The sequence below is a fragment of the Gemmatimonadota bacterium genome, assembly GCA_016704275.1.
Classification (GTDB): domain Bacteria; phylum Gemmatimonadota; class Gemmatimonadetes; order Gemmatimonadales; family GWC2-71-9; genus Palsa-1233.
In genome coordinates this window covers 286,683-300,644 of the sequence record JADJAK010000002.1, presented here as the reverse complement: position 1 = coordinate 300,644, position 13,962 = coordinate 286,683, and the positions used below count along the sequence as shown (strand labels likewise).

General features: G+C 69.6%; 17 protein-coding genes. All 17 read left to right on the top strand.

The genetic code is table 11. From position 1 onward, the window contains the following. The first annotated feature begins 42 nt into the window (after positions 1 to 42). The 17 genes from IPG05_05175 to fliN all read left to right on the top strand — a co-directional run bounded on the left by IPG05_05175 (position 43) and on the right by fliN (position 13,961). On the top strand, positions 43 to 1,506 hold the full coding sequence (locus tag IPG05_05175; protein MBK6494476.1) for a sigma-54-dependent Fis family transcriptional regulator: 1,464 nt from the start codon (positions 43 to 45) through the stop codon (positions 1,504 to 1,506). Positions 1,507 to 1,677: 171 nt separating this feature from the next. Continuing rightward, entirely contained in the window at positions 1,678 to 1,968 is a 291-nt protein-coding gene (locus tag IPG05_05170; GenBank protein ID MBK6494475.1) for a hypothetical protein, read from the top strand. Between the two features lie 76 nt (positions 1,969 to 2,044). Then, positions 2,045 to 2,389 carry a flagellar basal body rod protein FlgC gene (gene flgC, locus IPG05_05165; protein ID MBK6494474.1) on the top strand — a complete coding sequence of 115 codons (345 nt, stop codon included), beginning with the start codon at positions 2,045 to 2,047 and terminating at the stop codon, positions 2,387 to 2,389. A 22-nt stretch (positions 2,390 to 2,411) separates the two neighbouring features. Then, complete coding sequence (locus tag IPG05_05160) at positions 2,412 to 2,681, top strand: hypothetical protein (GenBank protein ID MBK6494473.1); 270 nt, start codon at positions 2,412 to 2,414, stop codon at positions 2,679 to 2,681. A gap of 3 nt (positions 2,682 to 2,684) precedes the next feature. Beyond that, on the top strand, positions 2,685 to 2,990 hold the full coding sequence (gene fliE, locus IPG05_05155; protein MBK6494472.1) for a flagellar hook-basal body complex protein FliE: 306 nt from the start codon (positions 2,685 to 2,687) through the stop codon (positions 2,988 to 2,990). A gap of 4 nt (positions 2,991 to 2,994) precedes the next feature. Further along, positions 2,995 to 4,464, top strand: coding sequence for a flagellar M-ring protein FliF (fliF, locus tag IPG05_05150; protein MBK6494471.1), 1,470 nt, complete (start codon positions 2,995 to 2,997; stop codon positions 4,462 to 4,464). After that, positions 4,461 to 5,489, top strand: a complete 1,029-nt coding sequence (gene fliG, locus IPG05_05145; protein MBK6494470.1) for a flagellar motor switch protein FliG — start codon at positions 4,461 to 4,463, stop codon at positions 5,487 to 5,489. The genes fliF and fliG overlap by 4 nt, the downstream gene beginning before the upstream one ends. Next, entirely contained in the window at positions 5,470 to 6,072 is a 603-nt protein-coding gene (locus IPG05_05140) for a hypothetical protein (GenBank protein MBK6494469.1), read from the top strand. The genes fliG and IPG05_05140 overlap by 20 nt, the downstream gene beginning before the upstream one ends. Then, positions 6,065 to 7,408, top strand: a complete 1,344-nt coding sequence (locus IPG05_05135; protein MBK6494468.1) for a FliI/YscN family ATPase — start codon at positions 6,065 to 6,067, stop codon at positions 7,406 to 7,408. Before IPG05_05140 ends, IPG05_05135 begins: the two co-directional genes overlap by 8 nt. After that, positions 7,405 to 7,866 carry a hypothetical protein gene (locus IPG05_05130; protein ID MBK6494467.1) on the top strand — a complete coding sequence of 154 codons (462 nt, stop codon included), beginning with the start codon at positions 7,405 to 7,407 and terminating at the stop codon, positions 7,864 to 7,866. The genes IPG05_05135 and IPG05_05130 overlap by 4 nt, the downstream gene beginning before the upstream one ends. Next, complete coding sequence (locus IPG05_05125; GenBank protein MBK6494466.1) at positions 7,863 to 8,372, top strand: hypothetical protein; 510 nt, start codon at positions 7,863 to 7,865, stop codon at positions 8,370 to 8,372. Before IPG05_05130 ends, IPG05_05125 begins: the two co-directional genes overlap by 4 nt. Further along, positions 8,372 to 9,916 carry a flagellar hook-length control protein FliK gene (locus IPG05_05120; GenBank protein ID MBK6494465.1) on the top strand — a complete coding sequence of 515 codons (1,545 nt, stop codon included), beginning with the start codon at positions 8,372 to 8,374 and terminating at the stop codon, positions 9,914 to 9,916. Before IPG05_05125 ends, IPG05_05120 begins: the two co-directional genes overlap by 1 nt. Further along, a complete protein-coding gene (locus tag IPG05_05115) occupies positions 9,913 to 10,629 on the top strand; it encodes a hypothetical protein (protein MBK6494464.1) in 717 nt (238 codons plus the stop codon). Before IPG05_05120 ends, IPG05_05115 begins: the two co-directional genes overlap by 4 nt. Next, positions 10,626 to 11,876 (top strand): flagellar hook protein FlgE, encoded by a 1,251-nt coding sequence (locus tag IPG05_05110; GenBank protein MBK6494463.1) that lies wholly within the window; start codon positions 10,626 to 10,628, stop codon positions 11,874 to 11,876. The genes IPG05_05115 and IPG05_05110 overlap by 4 nt, the downstream gene beginning before the upstream one ends. Positions 11,877 to 12,126: 250 nt before the next feature. After that, positions 12,127 to 12,612, top strand: coding sequence for a flagellar basal body-associated FliL family protein (locus IPG05_05105; GenBank protein MBK6494462.1), 486 nt, complete (start codon positions 12,127 to 12,129; stop codon positions 12,610 to 12,612). After that, the gene (locus tag IPG05_05100; protein MBK6494461.1) at positions 12,613 to 13,620 is read left to right on the top strand and encodes a FliM/FliN family flagellar motor switch protein; all 1,008 of its coding nucleotides are present in this window, start codon (positions 12,613 to 12,615) and stop codon (positions 13,618 to 13,620) included. Beyond that, positions 13,617 to 13,961 (top strand): flagellar motor switch protein FliN, encoded by a 345-nt coding sequence (gene fliN, locus IPG05_05095; GenBank protein ID MBK6494460.1) that lies wholly within the window; start codon positions 13,617 to 13,619, stop codon positions 13,959 to 13,961. Before IPG05_05100 ends, fliN begins: the two co-directional genes overlap by 4 nt. Position 13,962 lies beyond the last annotated feature (1 nt).

Genomic DNA, 13,962 nt, shown 5'->3' with positions numbered 1-13,962 from the left:
AAGGATGGCACTCCTCCGTTTATCGACTATTTTGGTGGGAGTATGAGTCCGCTCCCCCAGGGCCCCCACGCGACCACAATCGAGGACGTCCACCCTGCGGCTCACGCCCCCGATGCTGTGACCACGATCCTCTGCGTTGACCAGGAGCCGGCCGTTGCCGCGCTCTTCGAGCAGATCCTCCTCGACCTCGGGTACGGGGCGGTGCTTGCCGACTCCGCCGCCGAGGCGGTGCAGCGTCTCGATCGTGGCGGGATCGACCTCGTCCTCGCCGACTTGATGCTCGCCGACCACGACGGGCAGGCCTTCCTCGAACACCTCCGCACGCGCGATCCGCTGGTCCCCTTCATCGTCGTGTCCGGCGATTCCTCGATCGAACAGGCCGTGATGGCGATGCGGTCGGGCGCCACGGACTACGTGGTCAAGCCGGTACGGGCCGAGAAGCTCCAGATCACCATTCAGCACGCGTTGGAGTATGCCCGGCTCCGGCAGGAGAACGAGGCGTATCGTCAGGAGATCTCCCGGATCCATTCGACCCGGAAGATCGTGGGGCGGAGCGCGGCGTTGCGCGACCTGCAGGAGATGGTCGCGACCGTCGCCCCGACGCGCGCCTCCGTGCTGCTGGAAGGGGAGTCGGGGACGGGCAAGGAGTTGATTGCCCGCTCGCTCCACGAGCAGAGCCCGCGCAGTCATCGGCCGATGATCACCATCAACTGTGCCGCGATGCCGGAAGGGTTGGTCGAGAGCGCGCTGTTCGGGCACGAAAAGGGCGCATTCACGGGCGCGACGGCCCGCGCGGCCGGTGCCTTCGAGCGAGCCCACGGCAGCACGCTCCTCCTCGATGAAATCTCCGAGATGCGGCTGGACCTGCAGTCGAAGCTGCTCCGCGCCATCCAGGAACAGGAGTTCGAACGGGTCGGCGGCCGCGAACCGATCAAGGTCGACGTTCGCCTGATTGCCACCACCAACCGCGACCTGCGCACCGAGATTGCCGCCGGTCGGTTCCGCGCCGATCTCTACTACCGACTGCAAGTCGTGCCGATTCGGACCCCGCCGCTCCGGGAACGGCCCGAAGACATCCCGCTCCTGGTGCAGCACTTCCTGCGGACCGCCGCCGACCACCTGGGGGTCCCGGTCCCGGAAGTGCCCGAGGCGACGATGGACTACCTCCAGGCCTATTCGTGGCCCGGCAACGTCCGTGAACTCTCCAACGCCATGGAACGCGCCGTCATCCTCGCGCGCGGACGGCCGATGTCCACCGGGCTCTTCTCCGACCACCTCCATGTGCTCGAGGCGCCCCTCACGATCTCCCGGAGCGGCTCGAGTCAGCCGGCCCCGACGACCACCACCGCCGACGGGGAGATGCCGCTCAACCTCGCCGACCTCGACCGCCTCACCATCGAGCGCGCCCTGGTCGCCACCGGCGGCAACCGCACTCGCGCCGCCCGCCTCCTCGGCATCTCCGAACGCACCCTCCGCAACAAGCTGAATTCCCCCACCGCCGCCTGACCCCCCCTCGGCAAGGTTGACCGAGCGCCAAGGGGAACTTTCTTCCGCACGACCCCGAAATTTTCTGCCGCAACAATTGCTAACTCTTTGCAGTAAAAGGGTTTGCGCTGGTGTTCCCATCCGGGAATGACGCTTGCATCAGTGGGCCGTGGACCATCACCGGGAGTATCGATGATCAGCGGCTTGTTTGGCCAAGGCACCGTGACCCACCAGCTGCGCGGCGGGCTGGAGGAGCAGAGCGCGACCCACAAGGCGATCGCCGCTCGGGTGGCGAACGCGGCACAGCAAAGCGCGACCGCCGGCTTCGCTGGCCAGCTCGACGCTTCGCTGGCCGCCCGCGACGCCGACCTCCAGGTGGACATGGCCTCGCTCGCCGACACGCAGCTCCGTTACGAGGCCACGACCAAGCTCCTCCAGAAGTCCTACGGTGACCTCCGGACCGCGATGCGCGACCGTGGCTGAGCCGGGCGGAAGTTTCCCGATCACGTCCCGGCCCCTCCGGCAGCTGCTCGGGCCGCTCGGCATCAGTGCCAGCGGCATGTCGCGGCAGCAGAAGTTCATCGAGGTCATTGCCACCAACATCGCCAACGCCGAGACGACGCGGACGGCCCAGGGCGGACCGTACCAGCGGCAGGTGGCGGTGGCGGGCGGTGATCCGGCCAACGGCTCGATGACGACGCAAGTCGTCACTGACAAGACGGCCGGTCGGCAGGTCTACGACCCGGGCCACCCCGATGCCGACGCCACCGGCTATGTGCTCTATCCCAATGTCGACCTGGCCACCGAGACCGTCGACCTGATGATCGCGCGACGCATGCACGAGGCGAACGCGACCGTCTTCCAGTCGGCGAAGGCGATGTTGCGCCGCGCCCTCGACATTTGACCGAAGTTTTGGAGCCTGACGCGTGACGATTTCGCGAGTACCAGCATCGCCGATCTACCCGACACCACCCTCCGCGCCCGGCGCGCGCGGCAGCGCACCGGTCGCGGCCTCGTCCACGTCCGCGCTGACGCCGGCCACCAAGCCGTCGCCGCTCTGGAGCGTGTTGACCGCCGAGGAGCGCGCCTTCTTCCTCAGCACGGCAGCGCTCGGCTCACTCGGCTACGGGCCCACCGGCGCCGTGTCCCGCGAGGCCGACGCACCGATCGGCCAGCGTCTTGATGTGAGGGCCTGACCCATGAGCAGTCCGATCCTGCCGATCAGCACGGGCATCGCTCCGCTGATGCGCCAAACGGGGACGCCGATCGGGATGGGCGACAGCGATGCCCCGTTCGGCGATCTCCTGAAGCGCGCCCTGGGTGACGTGACGGGAATGCAGGACCGGAAGGAAGACATGATCGGCGCCTTCCTGCGGGGCGAGCCCGTCGAGCTGCACCAGGTGATGGCGGCGGCCGAAGAGGCCTCGCTCTCGCTGGAGTTGCTGGTCGAGACCCGGAACAAGCTCACCGATGCGTATCGGTCCATCATGAACATGCAGGTTTGAGCGGATGTTCAACGCCTTCCGCGGACTCGATGCCAACCGCCGCTTCCTGGTGCTGGGGCTGGCCGCGGTGTTGCTCGTTGCGGCCGTCTTCCTCGGTCGACAGGCGAGCGCGCCAACCTACGTCTCGCTCTTTCAGGGGTTGCCGCTGGCCGAAGTCGGCAAGATGACCGACGCGCTCACCAAGGCGTCGATCCCCTACAAGCTCGACGGCGAGGGCACGCAATTGCTGGTGGCGAGCGCGGACGCCGCGCGCGCCCGGGTCCTGCTGGCGCAGGGCGGCTTGCCGAGCGAAGGGCGGCCGGGGCTGGAACTGTTCGACAAGCCGTCGTGGGGAATGACCGACTTCACCCAGCACGTGACGTATCGTCGCGCGCTCGAGGGTGAACTGGCGCGCACCATCGGCACGTTGAAGGGGGTCGAGCGGGCACAGGTCCACATCGGCTTGCCCGAATCGTCGGCGCTGCGTCGGCTCGAGCGCCCGGCGCAGGCAGCCGTCGTCCTCTCGCTGCGCGGCACCGAACCGTTGAGCCCCGAGCAGGTGCGCGGGATCGCGCAGCTGGTGAGCAACAGCGTCGAGCGTCTCGCCGTCGAGGATGTCGCGGTGCTGGACGACAGCGGGCGCCCGCTCTCCGGCCTCGGCGGGAGCGAAACGAACACCGGCATGGCCCTGTCGTCACGCCAGCTCGAATTGCAGCAGACGGTGGAGAAGCATCTCGGCGCCAAGGTGGAGCAGCTGTTGACGACGGCCGTCGGCGTGGGCGATGTCCGCGTGCAGGTCTCGGCGCGACTCAACTTCGACCAGCTCGACCGAACGGTCGAGGCCTATGATCCGCAGGGCCGCGTCTTGAGCTCCGAGAGTCGGAGCGACGGCGGCGACTCGACCTCGGCTCCGGTTGGTGGCCCCCGGGTCGTCAACCTCGAATACAAGACCTCGCGCACGGTCGAGAAGCTGATTGCCGGTGTCGGCAACGTGACGCGCCTCTCGGTGTCGGCGATGGTCAACTCGCGCGCACTCGACGGGGGGAAGGGGTTGCCCGAGGATCAGCGCGCGCAGCTGGAGAACCTGGTGCGCACCGCGGTTGGGTATGACTCACTGCGCGGCGACCAGGTCACCGTGGCGGCAGTGCCGTTTGGCGGGCCGACGCCGGAGAAGGTGATCCCGGTGACGAAGGAGGAAGCGCCGACGACGTCGATCATCGAGACCGCAGGCCGGTTGACCTATCCGGTCGCCTCGGTGCTGGCGATCATCGTCGCCCTCTTCCTCGGCCTCAAGGCACTGCGCGGCGGGGGTGGTCGGGCCACCGGTGGCGGAGCGCCGCTGCTGGCCGGGCAGGATGCGTCCTCCGCCGTGCTGCCGATCGCCGCCACGCCCGAGGCGGCACAGCTGCGAACCCGTGCCCAGAGTGATTCGCTCTCGGCGCCGGAAGCGTCGGCGCGAGTGGTCCGTAGCTGGCTGGCGGAGCCGACCACATGAGTGCCGTCGCGACTCGACCGCCGCGCGCGGGTGCGCTCACCGGAACGCAGAAGGCGGCGATCCTCTGCCTCGCACTCGGCGCAGAGGCTTCGGCGCGCATCCTCCAGCAGCTCGGGCCGGAGGATGTCGAACAGCTCTCGCGCGAGATCGCCCGGACCGGCATGGTCCCGGGCGAGACGGTCGACGCCGTCCTTCACGAGTATCGCGACGTGTTGCGGACGGTGGAACAGAACGCCGAGGGTGGCGCCGAGTACGCCCGGCAGATGCTGGAGACGGCCCTTGGCGGGGCGCGTGCGCGCTCGGTCTTCGACCGGATCACCAAGGAGCCGGAAGAGCTCGGCTTGTCGCGGTTCCGCCGCGCCTCGCCGGACGTGCTTCACAGCGTGTTGCGCGGCGAGCATCCGCAGACCGTGGCGCTGGTGCTGGCCCACATCGCACCGAAGCTTGCCTCGGGCGTCCTCGAGGCGATGGGGCCCGAGCAGGCCGGCGAGGTGCTCTTTCGGATCGCGCAGATGGAACGCGTCTCGCCGGATGTGCTGCAGTTGGTCGAAGACTCGATCGGTGCGCGTGCCGACTTGACGCTCTCGCAGGCGATGACGGCGGCCGGTGGACCGGGTGCCGCCGCGCGGATGCTCAATCAGTTGGCAGGTGGCCGCGAGACCGTGCTGCTCGATGCCGTGGGCAGCCGCGACAGCACCGTCGCCAGCGCGATCCGCAACCTGATGTTCGTCTTCGAGGATCTCCTGCTGCTGGAGAGCCGGTCGATGCAGCGGGTGCTGCGCGATGTCGACAGCAAGTCGCTGGCGTTGGCGCTCAAGGCCGCGAGCGACGACCTCACCAAGCACATCTTCGCGAACATGTCGGAGCGTGCGGCCGGGGCGTTGCGGGAGGAGATGGAATTGCTCGGGCCGGTCAAGGTGCGCGACGTCGAGGCGGCGCACGTCACGATCGTGACCGTCGTCCGCGACCTGCAGGAAGCTGGCGAGATCCAGGTGGAGCGGGGGGATGACGAAGTCATCGCCTGAGACCACCGCCGCGGGCGTGCTCGCCTGGCAGCCGCCCGACCTCCGGACTGTCCCGGCGCCGTCGGTTGGCGGCGTCGTGTCCGCCGGTCCGACGGTGGAGGAAGCCGCCTTTCAGCGAGGATATGCGCAGGGGCAGGCCGACTACGCCGAGGCGCGCGAGCATGAACTGGGTCAGGTGGTGGGTGGGGCCAAGGCGGCGGTCCACGCCCTCGAGACGGCCGCGGACACGCTCCGCAGTCAGTTGGCCACGACGGTCCATGCGCTGGCGCTCGCCATCGCACGGCATCTGGTGGAGCGCGAACTGACGCAGTCGCCGATCGACGTGCAGCGCCTGGTCGAGAAGGCGCTGGCACTCGCTCCGACCTCCGGGCCGGTGGTCGTGCGGCTGAATCCCGGCGACCTCGCGGCCCTGCAGGAGATTGGTGGCACGGCCGCGCTGGCGACGACGGCGCTTGAGCTGCGCTGGACGGCCGATGCGACGGTGTCGCGCGGGTCCTGCCTGGTGGAGACCGCCGTCTCGGTGATCGATGGCCGGGTGGACCGCGCGCTCCTCGATCTCTACGAGCGCCTCAGCCATGAGTGACATCGCGTTGCTCGAGTCGGCGCTCGGTCGCCTGAAGACGCTGCCGCGACTGGTGCAGCTCGGCCGGGTCACGCGCGTGATCGGAAATGTCGTCGAGGCGTCGCAGGTGCCGGTGGCCGTGGGTGAGGTGTGTCGGCTCTCGACGGCGCAGCGCAGCGTGCTGGCCGTGGTGGCCGGCTTCCATGACCGGGGCATTCTCCTGTTGCCGATCGGCGAACTCGAAGGGATCCACCCGGGTGCGATGGTCGCACCGCTCGGGCGCTCGCTGTACGTGGCCGCAGGGCGCGGGCTGATCGGACGGGTGCTCGACGGCCTGGGTCGGCCGATCGACGGACTCGGACCGGTCGGGCCGACCGTCTCCCGCTCGCTGTACAGCGATCCGCCGAATCCGCTCGAACGGCCCCCGGTCGACACCCCATTCTCCACCGGGGTTCGCGCCCTCGACGGCCTCGAGTCGTTCGGCCGGGGACAGCGCGTCGGCATCATGGCCGGTTCGGGTGTCGGCAAGAGCGTGCTGCTCGGGATGATTGCCCGCGGCGCGTCCTCCGACGTCAACGTGATCGCCCTGCTCGGCGAACGTGGTCGCGAAGTTCGTGAGTTCATCGAGCGCGACCTCGGTCCGGCAGGGTTGGCCCGCTCCGTCGTGATCGTCGCCACCTCCGACCAGGCCGCCGTGGTGCGCGCCACCGGCGCGCTCGTGGCCACGACCATCGCCGAGCACTTTCGCGACGAAGGGAAGGCCGTGCTGCTGATGATGGACTCGGTCACCCGCGTGGCGATGGCGCTGCGCGAGGTCGGCCTCTCCGTCGGCGAGCCGCCGACGACGAAGGGCTATCCGCCGTCGGTCTTCGCGGCGCTGCCGCGTCTCCTCGAGCGCGCGGGTAACGGGCGCGTCGGCAGCATCACGGCGCTCTACACCGTGCTGGTCGAAGGCGACGACTTCAACGAACCGGTGGCCGACGCGGCCCGATCGATTCTTGACGGGCACGTGGTGTTGGCGCGACGCCTGGCGGCGGCGAAGCAGTTCCCGGCGATCGACGTGCTCGAAAGCGTGAGCCGGGTGCGCGACGCGGTGGTCGATCCGGAGCACCGGGCCGCGGCGAACACCTTGATCCGTCTCGAAGCGGCGTTCCATGCGCACGAGGACCTGATCTCCGTGGGTGCCTACAAGCCGGGCGCGAATCGCGCCGTCGACACGGCGCTGGCGATCCGCCCCGAAATGCTGGCGCTGCTCCAACAGCGCCCCGATGAACCGAGTCGCTTCGCGCTGGCGCGCGATGCGGTGGTCGCGCTGGCGCAGCGCGCCACGCTGATCGAGCAGGGAGGCACACCGTGAAGCCGTTCAAGTTCTCGCTGCAACGCATCCTGGATCTGCGCGCCGCCGCCGAGCGGCAGCAGGCGTCGGCGCTGGGCGATGCCCTGCAACACGAGGCAACGCAGCGGCGCACGTCCGAAGCGCAGGCCGAACAACTCGAGCACGTGCACGAGCAGGTCGAGCAGCAGACCGGGACGCATCCGGCCGCGGCGGGATTGCATCACGCCTATCGGCTGACCGTCGACGCCGCCGAGGCGCGGCTCGAGGCGGTCGAGGACGCGCTGCGCGAGGCCGAGGGTCGGCGGGCCGAGGAAGATCAGCTCTTCGCGGAGGCGCGAATGGCGCGCCGCACGCTGGAAAAGTTGCGTGAGCGTCGCGAGGCCGACCACGCGCTCGAGACGGGGCGCGAGGAACAGCGCGACCTCGATGAGCTCACTCGCCCTTCGCCGAAGGATCCGGACATGGAGCGCACCGCATGAAAATCGCCGTCGTCGTGCCAGTGGCACTCGTCCTTGGCCTTGGCCTCGGCACCGCTGCGGGCCGCATGCTGCACCCGCCCGAGGTCCCGGCCGCCGAAGGGGATTCTGCCGGGGCGGAAGCAAAGGACTCGCTGAAGCCGGAAGCGGCTCCCCCAGCGGCCGAGAAGCCGGCCGAGGAGCATGCCGCCGACAGCGGGGCGGCCGCGATGACGCCGGTGCCGCTCGATGCGACGCCGGCCCCCGTGACGCCGCCGCCCGCGCCCGTGGTGCCGGCCGGTGCCAAGGCGCCGGCGGCCGGTGCGGACGTGCAGCGGATGGCGAAGATCTTCGATCGACTCGCGGCGGCGGATGCGGCGGCGCTGGTGGCGCAGATGAGCGACGCGGAGTTGGAAGGCGTGCTGCGCACGATGGATGTCGCCAAGGCAGGCGACCTGATCGGGGCGCTCCCCAAGGCGCGCGGTGCGGCGCTCAGCAAGCGGCTCCTCGCGCCGCCGGCCAAGCCGTGATGACGGCCGCGATCGGCGCCGCATTGCCGCAGCAGGGTGCTCAGCCATCGGTCGACGGTGCGCTGGTCGACCCGGCCGCGGCGCTGCCCTTCCTCGCGGCCCTCGCGGCCGCGGTCGCTGCACCGATCGCCCCGCCGATCCCCGTTCCCCTTCCTGTGGCGGTGGTCGCCCCGGATCAGGCCGACTCGGATGGTGGTGCGGAGGGCGAGCTGTCCGGGGCAACCGGTGATGGCGTACTCGTTGACGGCGCGGCAGCGGACAGCGCGCATCCGTTGGCGTTGGAAACCGAGCGGACGCCCGGCACCCGCCGTCGGGTACTGATCGCCGAGCTGGCGGCGCCGGAGGCGCCTGCGGTCCATGCCGCCCCGCGTGCGGCGGTGCCTCGCGCCGAAGCTCCAACCACCACGGCGGTTGAGACTGAAGCGGCGCCATCACCCGACACGGCGGTTGGCAACGCCGATCGCGCAGAGCGTGCCGCTACGCTTCCCGTGCCCGCGGTGTCCCCCGCGCCCACACCGTCGCCCACGATGTGGCAGGCCGCGCTGCAGGCACAACCCGCGCCGACACGCACTGCGAGCGCCGACCCCCAGCCGGGCCGTGAGGCGCCACCCGCCGCACCGCTCCCGACGACCGCGCGCACCGGCGGGGAATCAGGACGCCCATCGGCCAACGCCACGAGCGTGGCGGCCGGGGTGTTGGCCGCGATGCATGCCGCCCATGTGGCGCAAGCGGACGGCGCACGCGCCAGTGCGCCCATGGTGCAGTTTGCCGAGCAGGCCGTCGCGGCGTTGACGACGCAGGGCGAGGCCTCCGCCGTGACGGAGAATGCCGGCGATGGCGTGCCGGCTGGCCCCGCGACCCAGGTGGTCGACGCCGGAGATCCCGCGCCGTTGCCGACACCGCAACGCGTGTTGGTGTCCGCGCGTCCTGCCTCACCGCAGGGCGAGCACGACACGACGGGTGACCATCGACAGGATGCGCCTGGCGAAGAGCGCCAACTGGTGGCGACACCTCCCTCCGAGGGGGTCGAGGCACCAGTGAGCATGGCGCGGGGACCGTGGCCGGGTAGCGAGACACCGACGCTGTCCAAGCGCGTCGACGTCGCGACGCCGACTACCACGGTGCACCAAACGACGGAGCCACCAGCCGCACCACCGTCGCCGACCTCGCAGGTCACCATCGAGCTGGATGCCGAACGCACCGGTGTGCAGCGCGTGCGGGTGGCGGTGCGCGGTGACGTGGTGCACGCCACGCTGGTGACCGATCGGGGTGGGGTCGAGGCAATGCGGCCGCAGCTCGACGACCTGCGACACGCCTTGGAGGGCCAGGGCTTCCGCGAGGCGCATGTGCAGGTTCGGATGGCGAGCGACGGCACGCCGACGGCGATTGCGGGTGCCACGGCGGAGCTGCGGCTCCGCAGTGATGCCCCATCGCGGGCGCCCGATGGCTCGAGCAGCGAGCAGCAGCCCCGCGGTCGGCACCGTGGCCAGGAAGAGCACCCGCCGGCGGGCGGTCAACCAGAATTCGAGGAGGAGCTCCTGTGACGACTCCTGTCACCAGCACCGGGACCGCGGCCCCCAAGTCGACAGACACCAGCAGTCTGGCCGGCAAGGCCGTGCTCGGCAAAGATGATTTCTTGCGCATCCTGGTGACCCAGTTGCGCAATCAGGACCCATTGAATCCGATGGAGGGGACCGAGTTCGCCACGCAGTTGGCGCAGTTCTCCTCGGTCGAACAGCTGATCCAGATGAGTGAGGCCATGACGGCGTCCACGGCCGCCACCACCGAGCTCAAGCTGACGGCACAGACCACCCTTGGCGCCACCATGGTCGGGCGCGACGTGTTGCTCGAGGGATCGAAGGTCACCGTGGACGGCAACAATCCGAGTCGGGTCACCTTCGACCTCGGCGCGGACGCCAAGGACGTGACGGTGCGGATTCTGGATGCGAAGGGCAAGGCCATCCTCACGCAGGATGCCGGCTCGCTCGGCTCCGGGCGTCGCACGGTGACGCTCGACACCGGGAACCTCGCCGACGGCACGTACAGCTACGACGTGGTCGCCAAGGACGCCGCTGCCAAGGCGGTCACGGCTACACCGTTCACCCGCGGTCGGGTGGACGGCATGGCCTTCAGCGGGGGGACCATCTCCCTGCGCGTGAACGGGACGCTCGTCCCGATGCTCGATGTCATCGAAGTGCTGGCCGCCCCGAACGCGGCTGCGAGCGTTCCCACACCTCAGGAGCCTACCACCCCATGATGCGATCCCTCTTCGCCGGCGTGTCCGGCTTGCGGAACCACCAGACGCGACTTGACGTCATCGGCAACAACATTGCCAACGTCAACACCGTGGCCTTCAAGGCCTCGCGCGTCACGTTCAAGGAAGCTTTCGCCCAGCTGTTGCAGGGCGCGTCCCGTCCGCCCGGTGACCTCGGCGGCGTGAACCCGATCCAGATCGGTTCGGGCATGAACATCGGCTCGATCGACCAGCTCTTCACCCAGGGCACGCTGGAGTCGACGGGGCAGAACACCGACCTCGCCATCCAGGGCGACTCCTTCTTCGTGGTGGGCAACGGCAACCGCCGCTTCTACACGCGCGCCGGCGCCTTCCAGCTCGACGCCGACGGCCGCATGATCGCCCCGACGAACGGCTTCGTCGTGCAGGGCATCAACGCCAATTCGGCCGGTGTCTTCTCCTCGTCGTCGTCGATCACCGACATCATCCTGCCGCTCGGCCAGATCACCCCGGCGAACATCACCACCGTGGCCCAGATGCGGGGCAACCTCAATGCCTCGGCCGTGATCGGCGACACGCACGCCATGGGTGTCACGGTGTACGACGGCGTCGGCACCCCGCACCAGCTCGACATCACCTTCACCAACACGGCGCCAGGCGCGTGGGATTGGTCCGTCACCAGCGGCACGGCGACCCTGCCGCTGACCTCCGGCACGGCCACCTTCGGCACGGCGGGTGAGCTGCTCACCTTCACCTATCCCGGGGGCGGCGCCTTCCTGACCGTCACACCGACGGGTGCTGGTGCGCCGTTCGACATCACCTTCGACGCGGGGACCATTGGCGACGTCGACGGGCTGGCCGGCTTCTCCAACGCCTCGAACGCCGTCATCCGCTCGCAGGACGGGTATCAGTCGGGCGACCTCGAGTCGATCGCGATCGACAAGAACGGCGTGGTCACCGGCTTCTTCACGAACGGCGTGACCCAGGCGCTGGCCCAGATCGCCCTCGCCCGCTTCAACAACCCGTCGGGCCTCCTCCGGCAGGGCGACAACATGTTCACCGAGTCGGCCAACTCCGGCCTGCCGGTCCTCGGCTTCGCCGGGACGAGCGACACGTCCAGCATCACGCCGGGCGCCCTCGAAAACTCGAACGTGGACCTCTCGCAGGAATTCACCTCGATGATCATCACGCAGCGTGGCTTCCAGGCCAACGCCCGGGTGATCACCACCTCGGACGAGATGCTGCAGGAGCTGGTGAACCTCAAGCGGTAGTTCCCGCCAGCGAGACTCAGGAGGGCGATTCCGGCAGCAGGCAGGCCGGGGTCGCCCTCGTGGCGTGTCCGGCAACTCTCGCCGCCCCGGCGGCAGTCTCTTCCCGTCGCCGAATGGGGCCGTTCGGGGCCGGGTCGCGATCCCCCAGTCAACTCGTTGTCCTGACGCGAGATACGGCGTGTCGAAACGCATGGCACTGCCGTTGCCATAGATCGCGCGCGGCAGCCCGTGTTCCCATGAGGAGTCCCCGATGGCCGATCCGATCTCCGAAGACGCTCCCGCCGCATCCGGCGGCAAGATGCCGATCATCGCCGCCGCCGTCGCCCTGCTGGTCGGGGTCGCTGCCGGGATGTTCGTGATCGCGCCGCGCCTTCCTGGGGCCGCCCCGGCGGCGGCCGAGGCGGGTGCGGCGGAGGGGAAGGAGGGCGAGGTCCCCAAGAAGGTCCTCTTCCAGCTCGAAAATGTGATCGTCAATCCTTCGGGCTCGCAGGGGCAGCGCTTCATCGTCGCCACCGTCGCCTACGAGGTGTCGTCGGAAGAGATCCGCAACGTGCTCCACGAGTCCGAGACGCAGATCCGCGATGCGGTCACCGGCGTGCTCGAGAAGCGGACGGTCGAGGAGCTGCTCGCCCCCGGGGCCCGGGATGCGCTGCGCAGTGACTTCGCCAAGGTGGTGACGCCGTATCTCAAGGGCGAAAAGGTCCAGGTCTTCATTCCACAGTTCCTGGTGCAGTAGGTGGCCACCCCGGACCCGCTGTCGCAGCAGGACGTCGATTCGTTGCTGAAAGGCGCGGCGCGTCCTGCCGCGCCGACCGAGGTGGTGCCCTACAATTTCCGCCGCCCGCCGCGGATCTCGCGTGAACGGCAGGCCGCGCTCGATGCCATGCACGAGCGGCTCGCCAGCGGCTTGCAGGGCGTCTTCTCCTCGCGCCTCCGCCGCAATGTCGACATCGGCGTGGTCAGCGTGGTCCAGGCGACCTTCGGGGAGTTCCTCCTCGCCCTGAGCACGCCCTGCGCCGCCTACATCGTCGAGCTGGGCGATGAGCGGAGCTCGAGCGGGGTCGTGGACTTCGATCCCGAACTCGCCGCGTTTCTGGTCGATCGGCTCTTCGGCGGTACCGGCGAGGCGCCCGGGCCGCGGCGCGCGCTGACCGCACTGGAACAGGGCGTGCTTGGCGACCTGACGGACCGGCTCCTCGCCCAGCTGCAGACTGCCTACGCCGACACGGTGCCGATTGCGCCGCGCCGTAGCGGATTTGAAGCGGTGGCGGACTCGCTGCATGTCGCCGGCCGGGAAGACAACGTCCTGATCGTGATCCTCGAGGTGAAGGGTGGGCCGAGCACCGGCTACCTCACGCTCTGCCTGCTGCTCACGGCGTTCGAGCGCTTCCTGCAGGAAAAGGCCGGACCGCAGCTGCAGGCCCCGCGCGGCCGGCCCGAAGACATTGCCCAGGCGCGGCAGCTGATCGACGGCCACGTCCGCTCGGCCGGCGTGCCGATCGCCGTGCGCCTGCCGGAGTTCCGACTCTCGGCGCTCGACGTGGCGCTGCTCCGCGAAGGTCAGCTCCTCGAGACGGGACAGTCCGCCTCGGGTGAAGTCGAACTGCACGTGAACGGCCGCCGGCTCGCGCTGGGCCACCTCGGGCGTCAGCAGGGCTTCGTCGGCCTGCGCATCACCGGGTGGACGCCGACCACCGAACCTCTCCCCGCCACTCGACCCTCTCGCAGGAAGCGTCCCGGATGACCGGACCGTCCATGCCGTCCCCCACGCCCGCCGCACTCGACGAACTCGGCCTCGGCACCGCCGCCGCCGGCGGCGCCAAGCTCGAGTCGCTGCTCGACATGATGTTGCCGGTGGCCATTGAATTCGGCCGCACCAGCATGGCCATCCAGGAGGTGCTCGACCTCGGGCCCGGCTCCGTCATCCAGCTGGACCGGATGGTGGGCGAGCCCGTCGACATCTTCGTCAGCGATCGTCGCCTGGCCGAGGGTGAGGTCGTCGTGGTGGGCGAGCACTTCGGCGTGCGGATCACGCGGGTGCTTTCGTTGCCGCGCGACACGGCGCCGCGTACCGGGGGACGCTGAA

Coding starts and splice junctions, on each gene's coding strand:
- IPG05_05175 (MBK6494476.1), top strand. CDS start 43: ATGAGTCCGCTCCCCCAGGGCCCCCACGCGACCACAATCGAGGACGTC.
- IPG05_05135 (MBK6494468.1), top strand. CDS start 6,065: ATGAGTGACATCGCGTTGCTCGAGTCGGCGCTCGGTCGCCTGAAGACG.
- IPG05_05105 (MBK6494462.1), top strand. CDS start 12,127: ATGGCCGATCCGATCTCCGAAGACGCTCCCGCCGCATCCGGCGGCAAG.
- fliF (MBK6494471.1), top strand. CDS start 2,995: ATGTTCAACGCCTTCCGCGGACTCGATGCCAACCGCCGCTTCCTGGTG.
- IPG05_05125 (MBK6494466.1), top strand. CDS start 7,863: ATGAAAATCGCCGTCGTCGTGCCAGTGGCACTCGTCCTTGGCCTTGGC.
- IPG05_05120 (MBK6494465.1), top strand. CDS start 8,372: ATGACGGCCGCGATCGGCGCCGCATTGCCGCAGCAGGGTGCTCAGCCA.
- IPG05_05140 (MBK6494469.1), top strand. CDS start 5,470: ATGACGAAGTCATCGCCTGAGACCACCGCCGCGGGCGTGCTCGCCTGG.
- fliN (MBK6494460.1), top strand. CDS start 13,617: ATGACCGGACCGTCCATGCCGTCCCCCACGCCCGCCGCACTCGACGAA.
- IPG05_05170 (MBK6494475.1), top strand. CDS start 1,678: ATGATCAGCGGCTTGTTTGGCCAAGGCACCGTGACCCACCAGCTGCGC.
- IPG05_05110 (MBK6494463.1), top strand. CDS start 10,626: ATGATGCGATCCCTCTTCGCCGGCGTGTCCGGCTTGCGGAACCACCAG.
- flgC (MBK6494474.1), top strand. CDS start 2,045: ATGTCGCGGCAGCAGAAGTTCATCGAGGTCATTGCCACCAACATCGCC.
- fliE (MBK6494472.1), top strand. CDS start 2,685: ATGAGCAGTCCGATCCTGCCGATCAGCACGGGCATCGCTCCGCTGATG.
- fliG (MBK6494470.1), top strand. CDS start 4,461: ATGAGTGCCGTCGCGACTCGACCGCCGCGCGCGGGTGCGCTCACCGGA.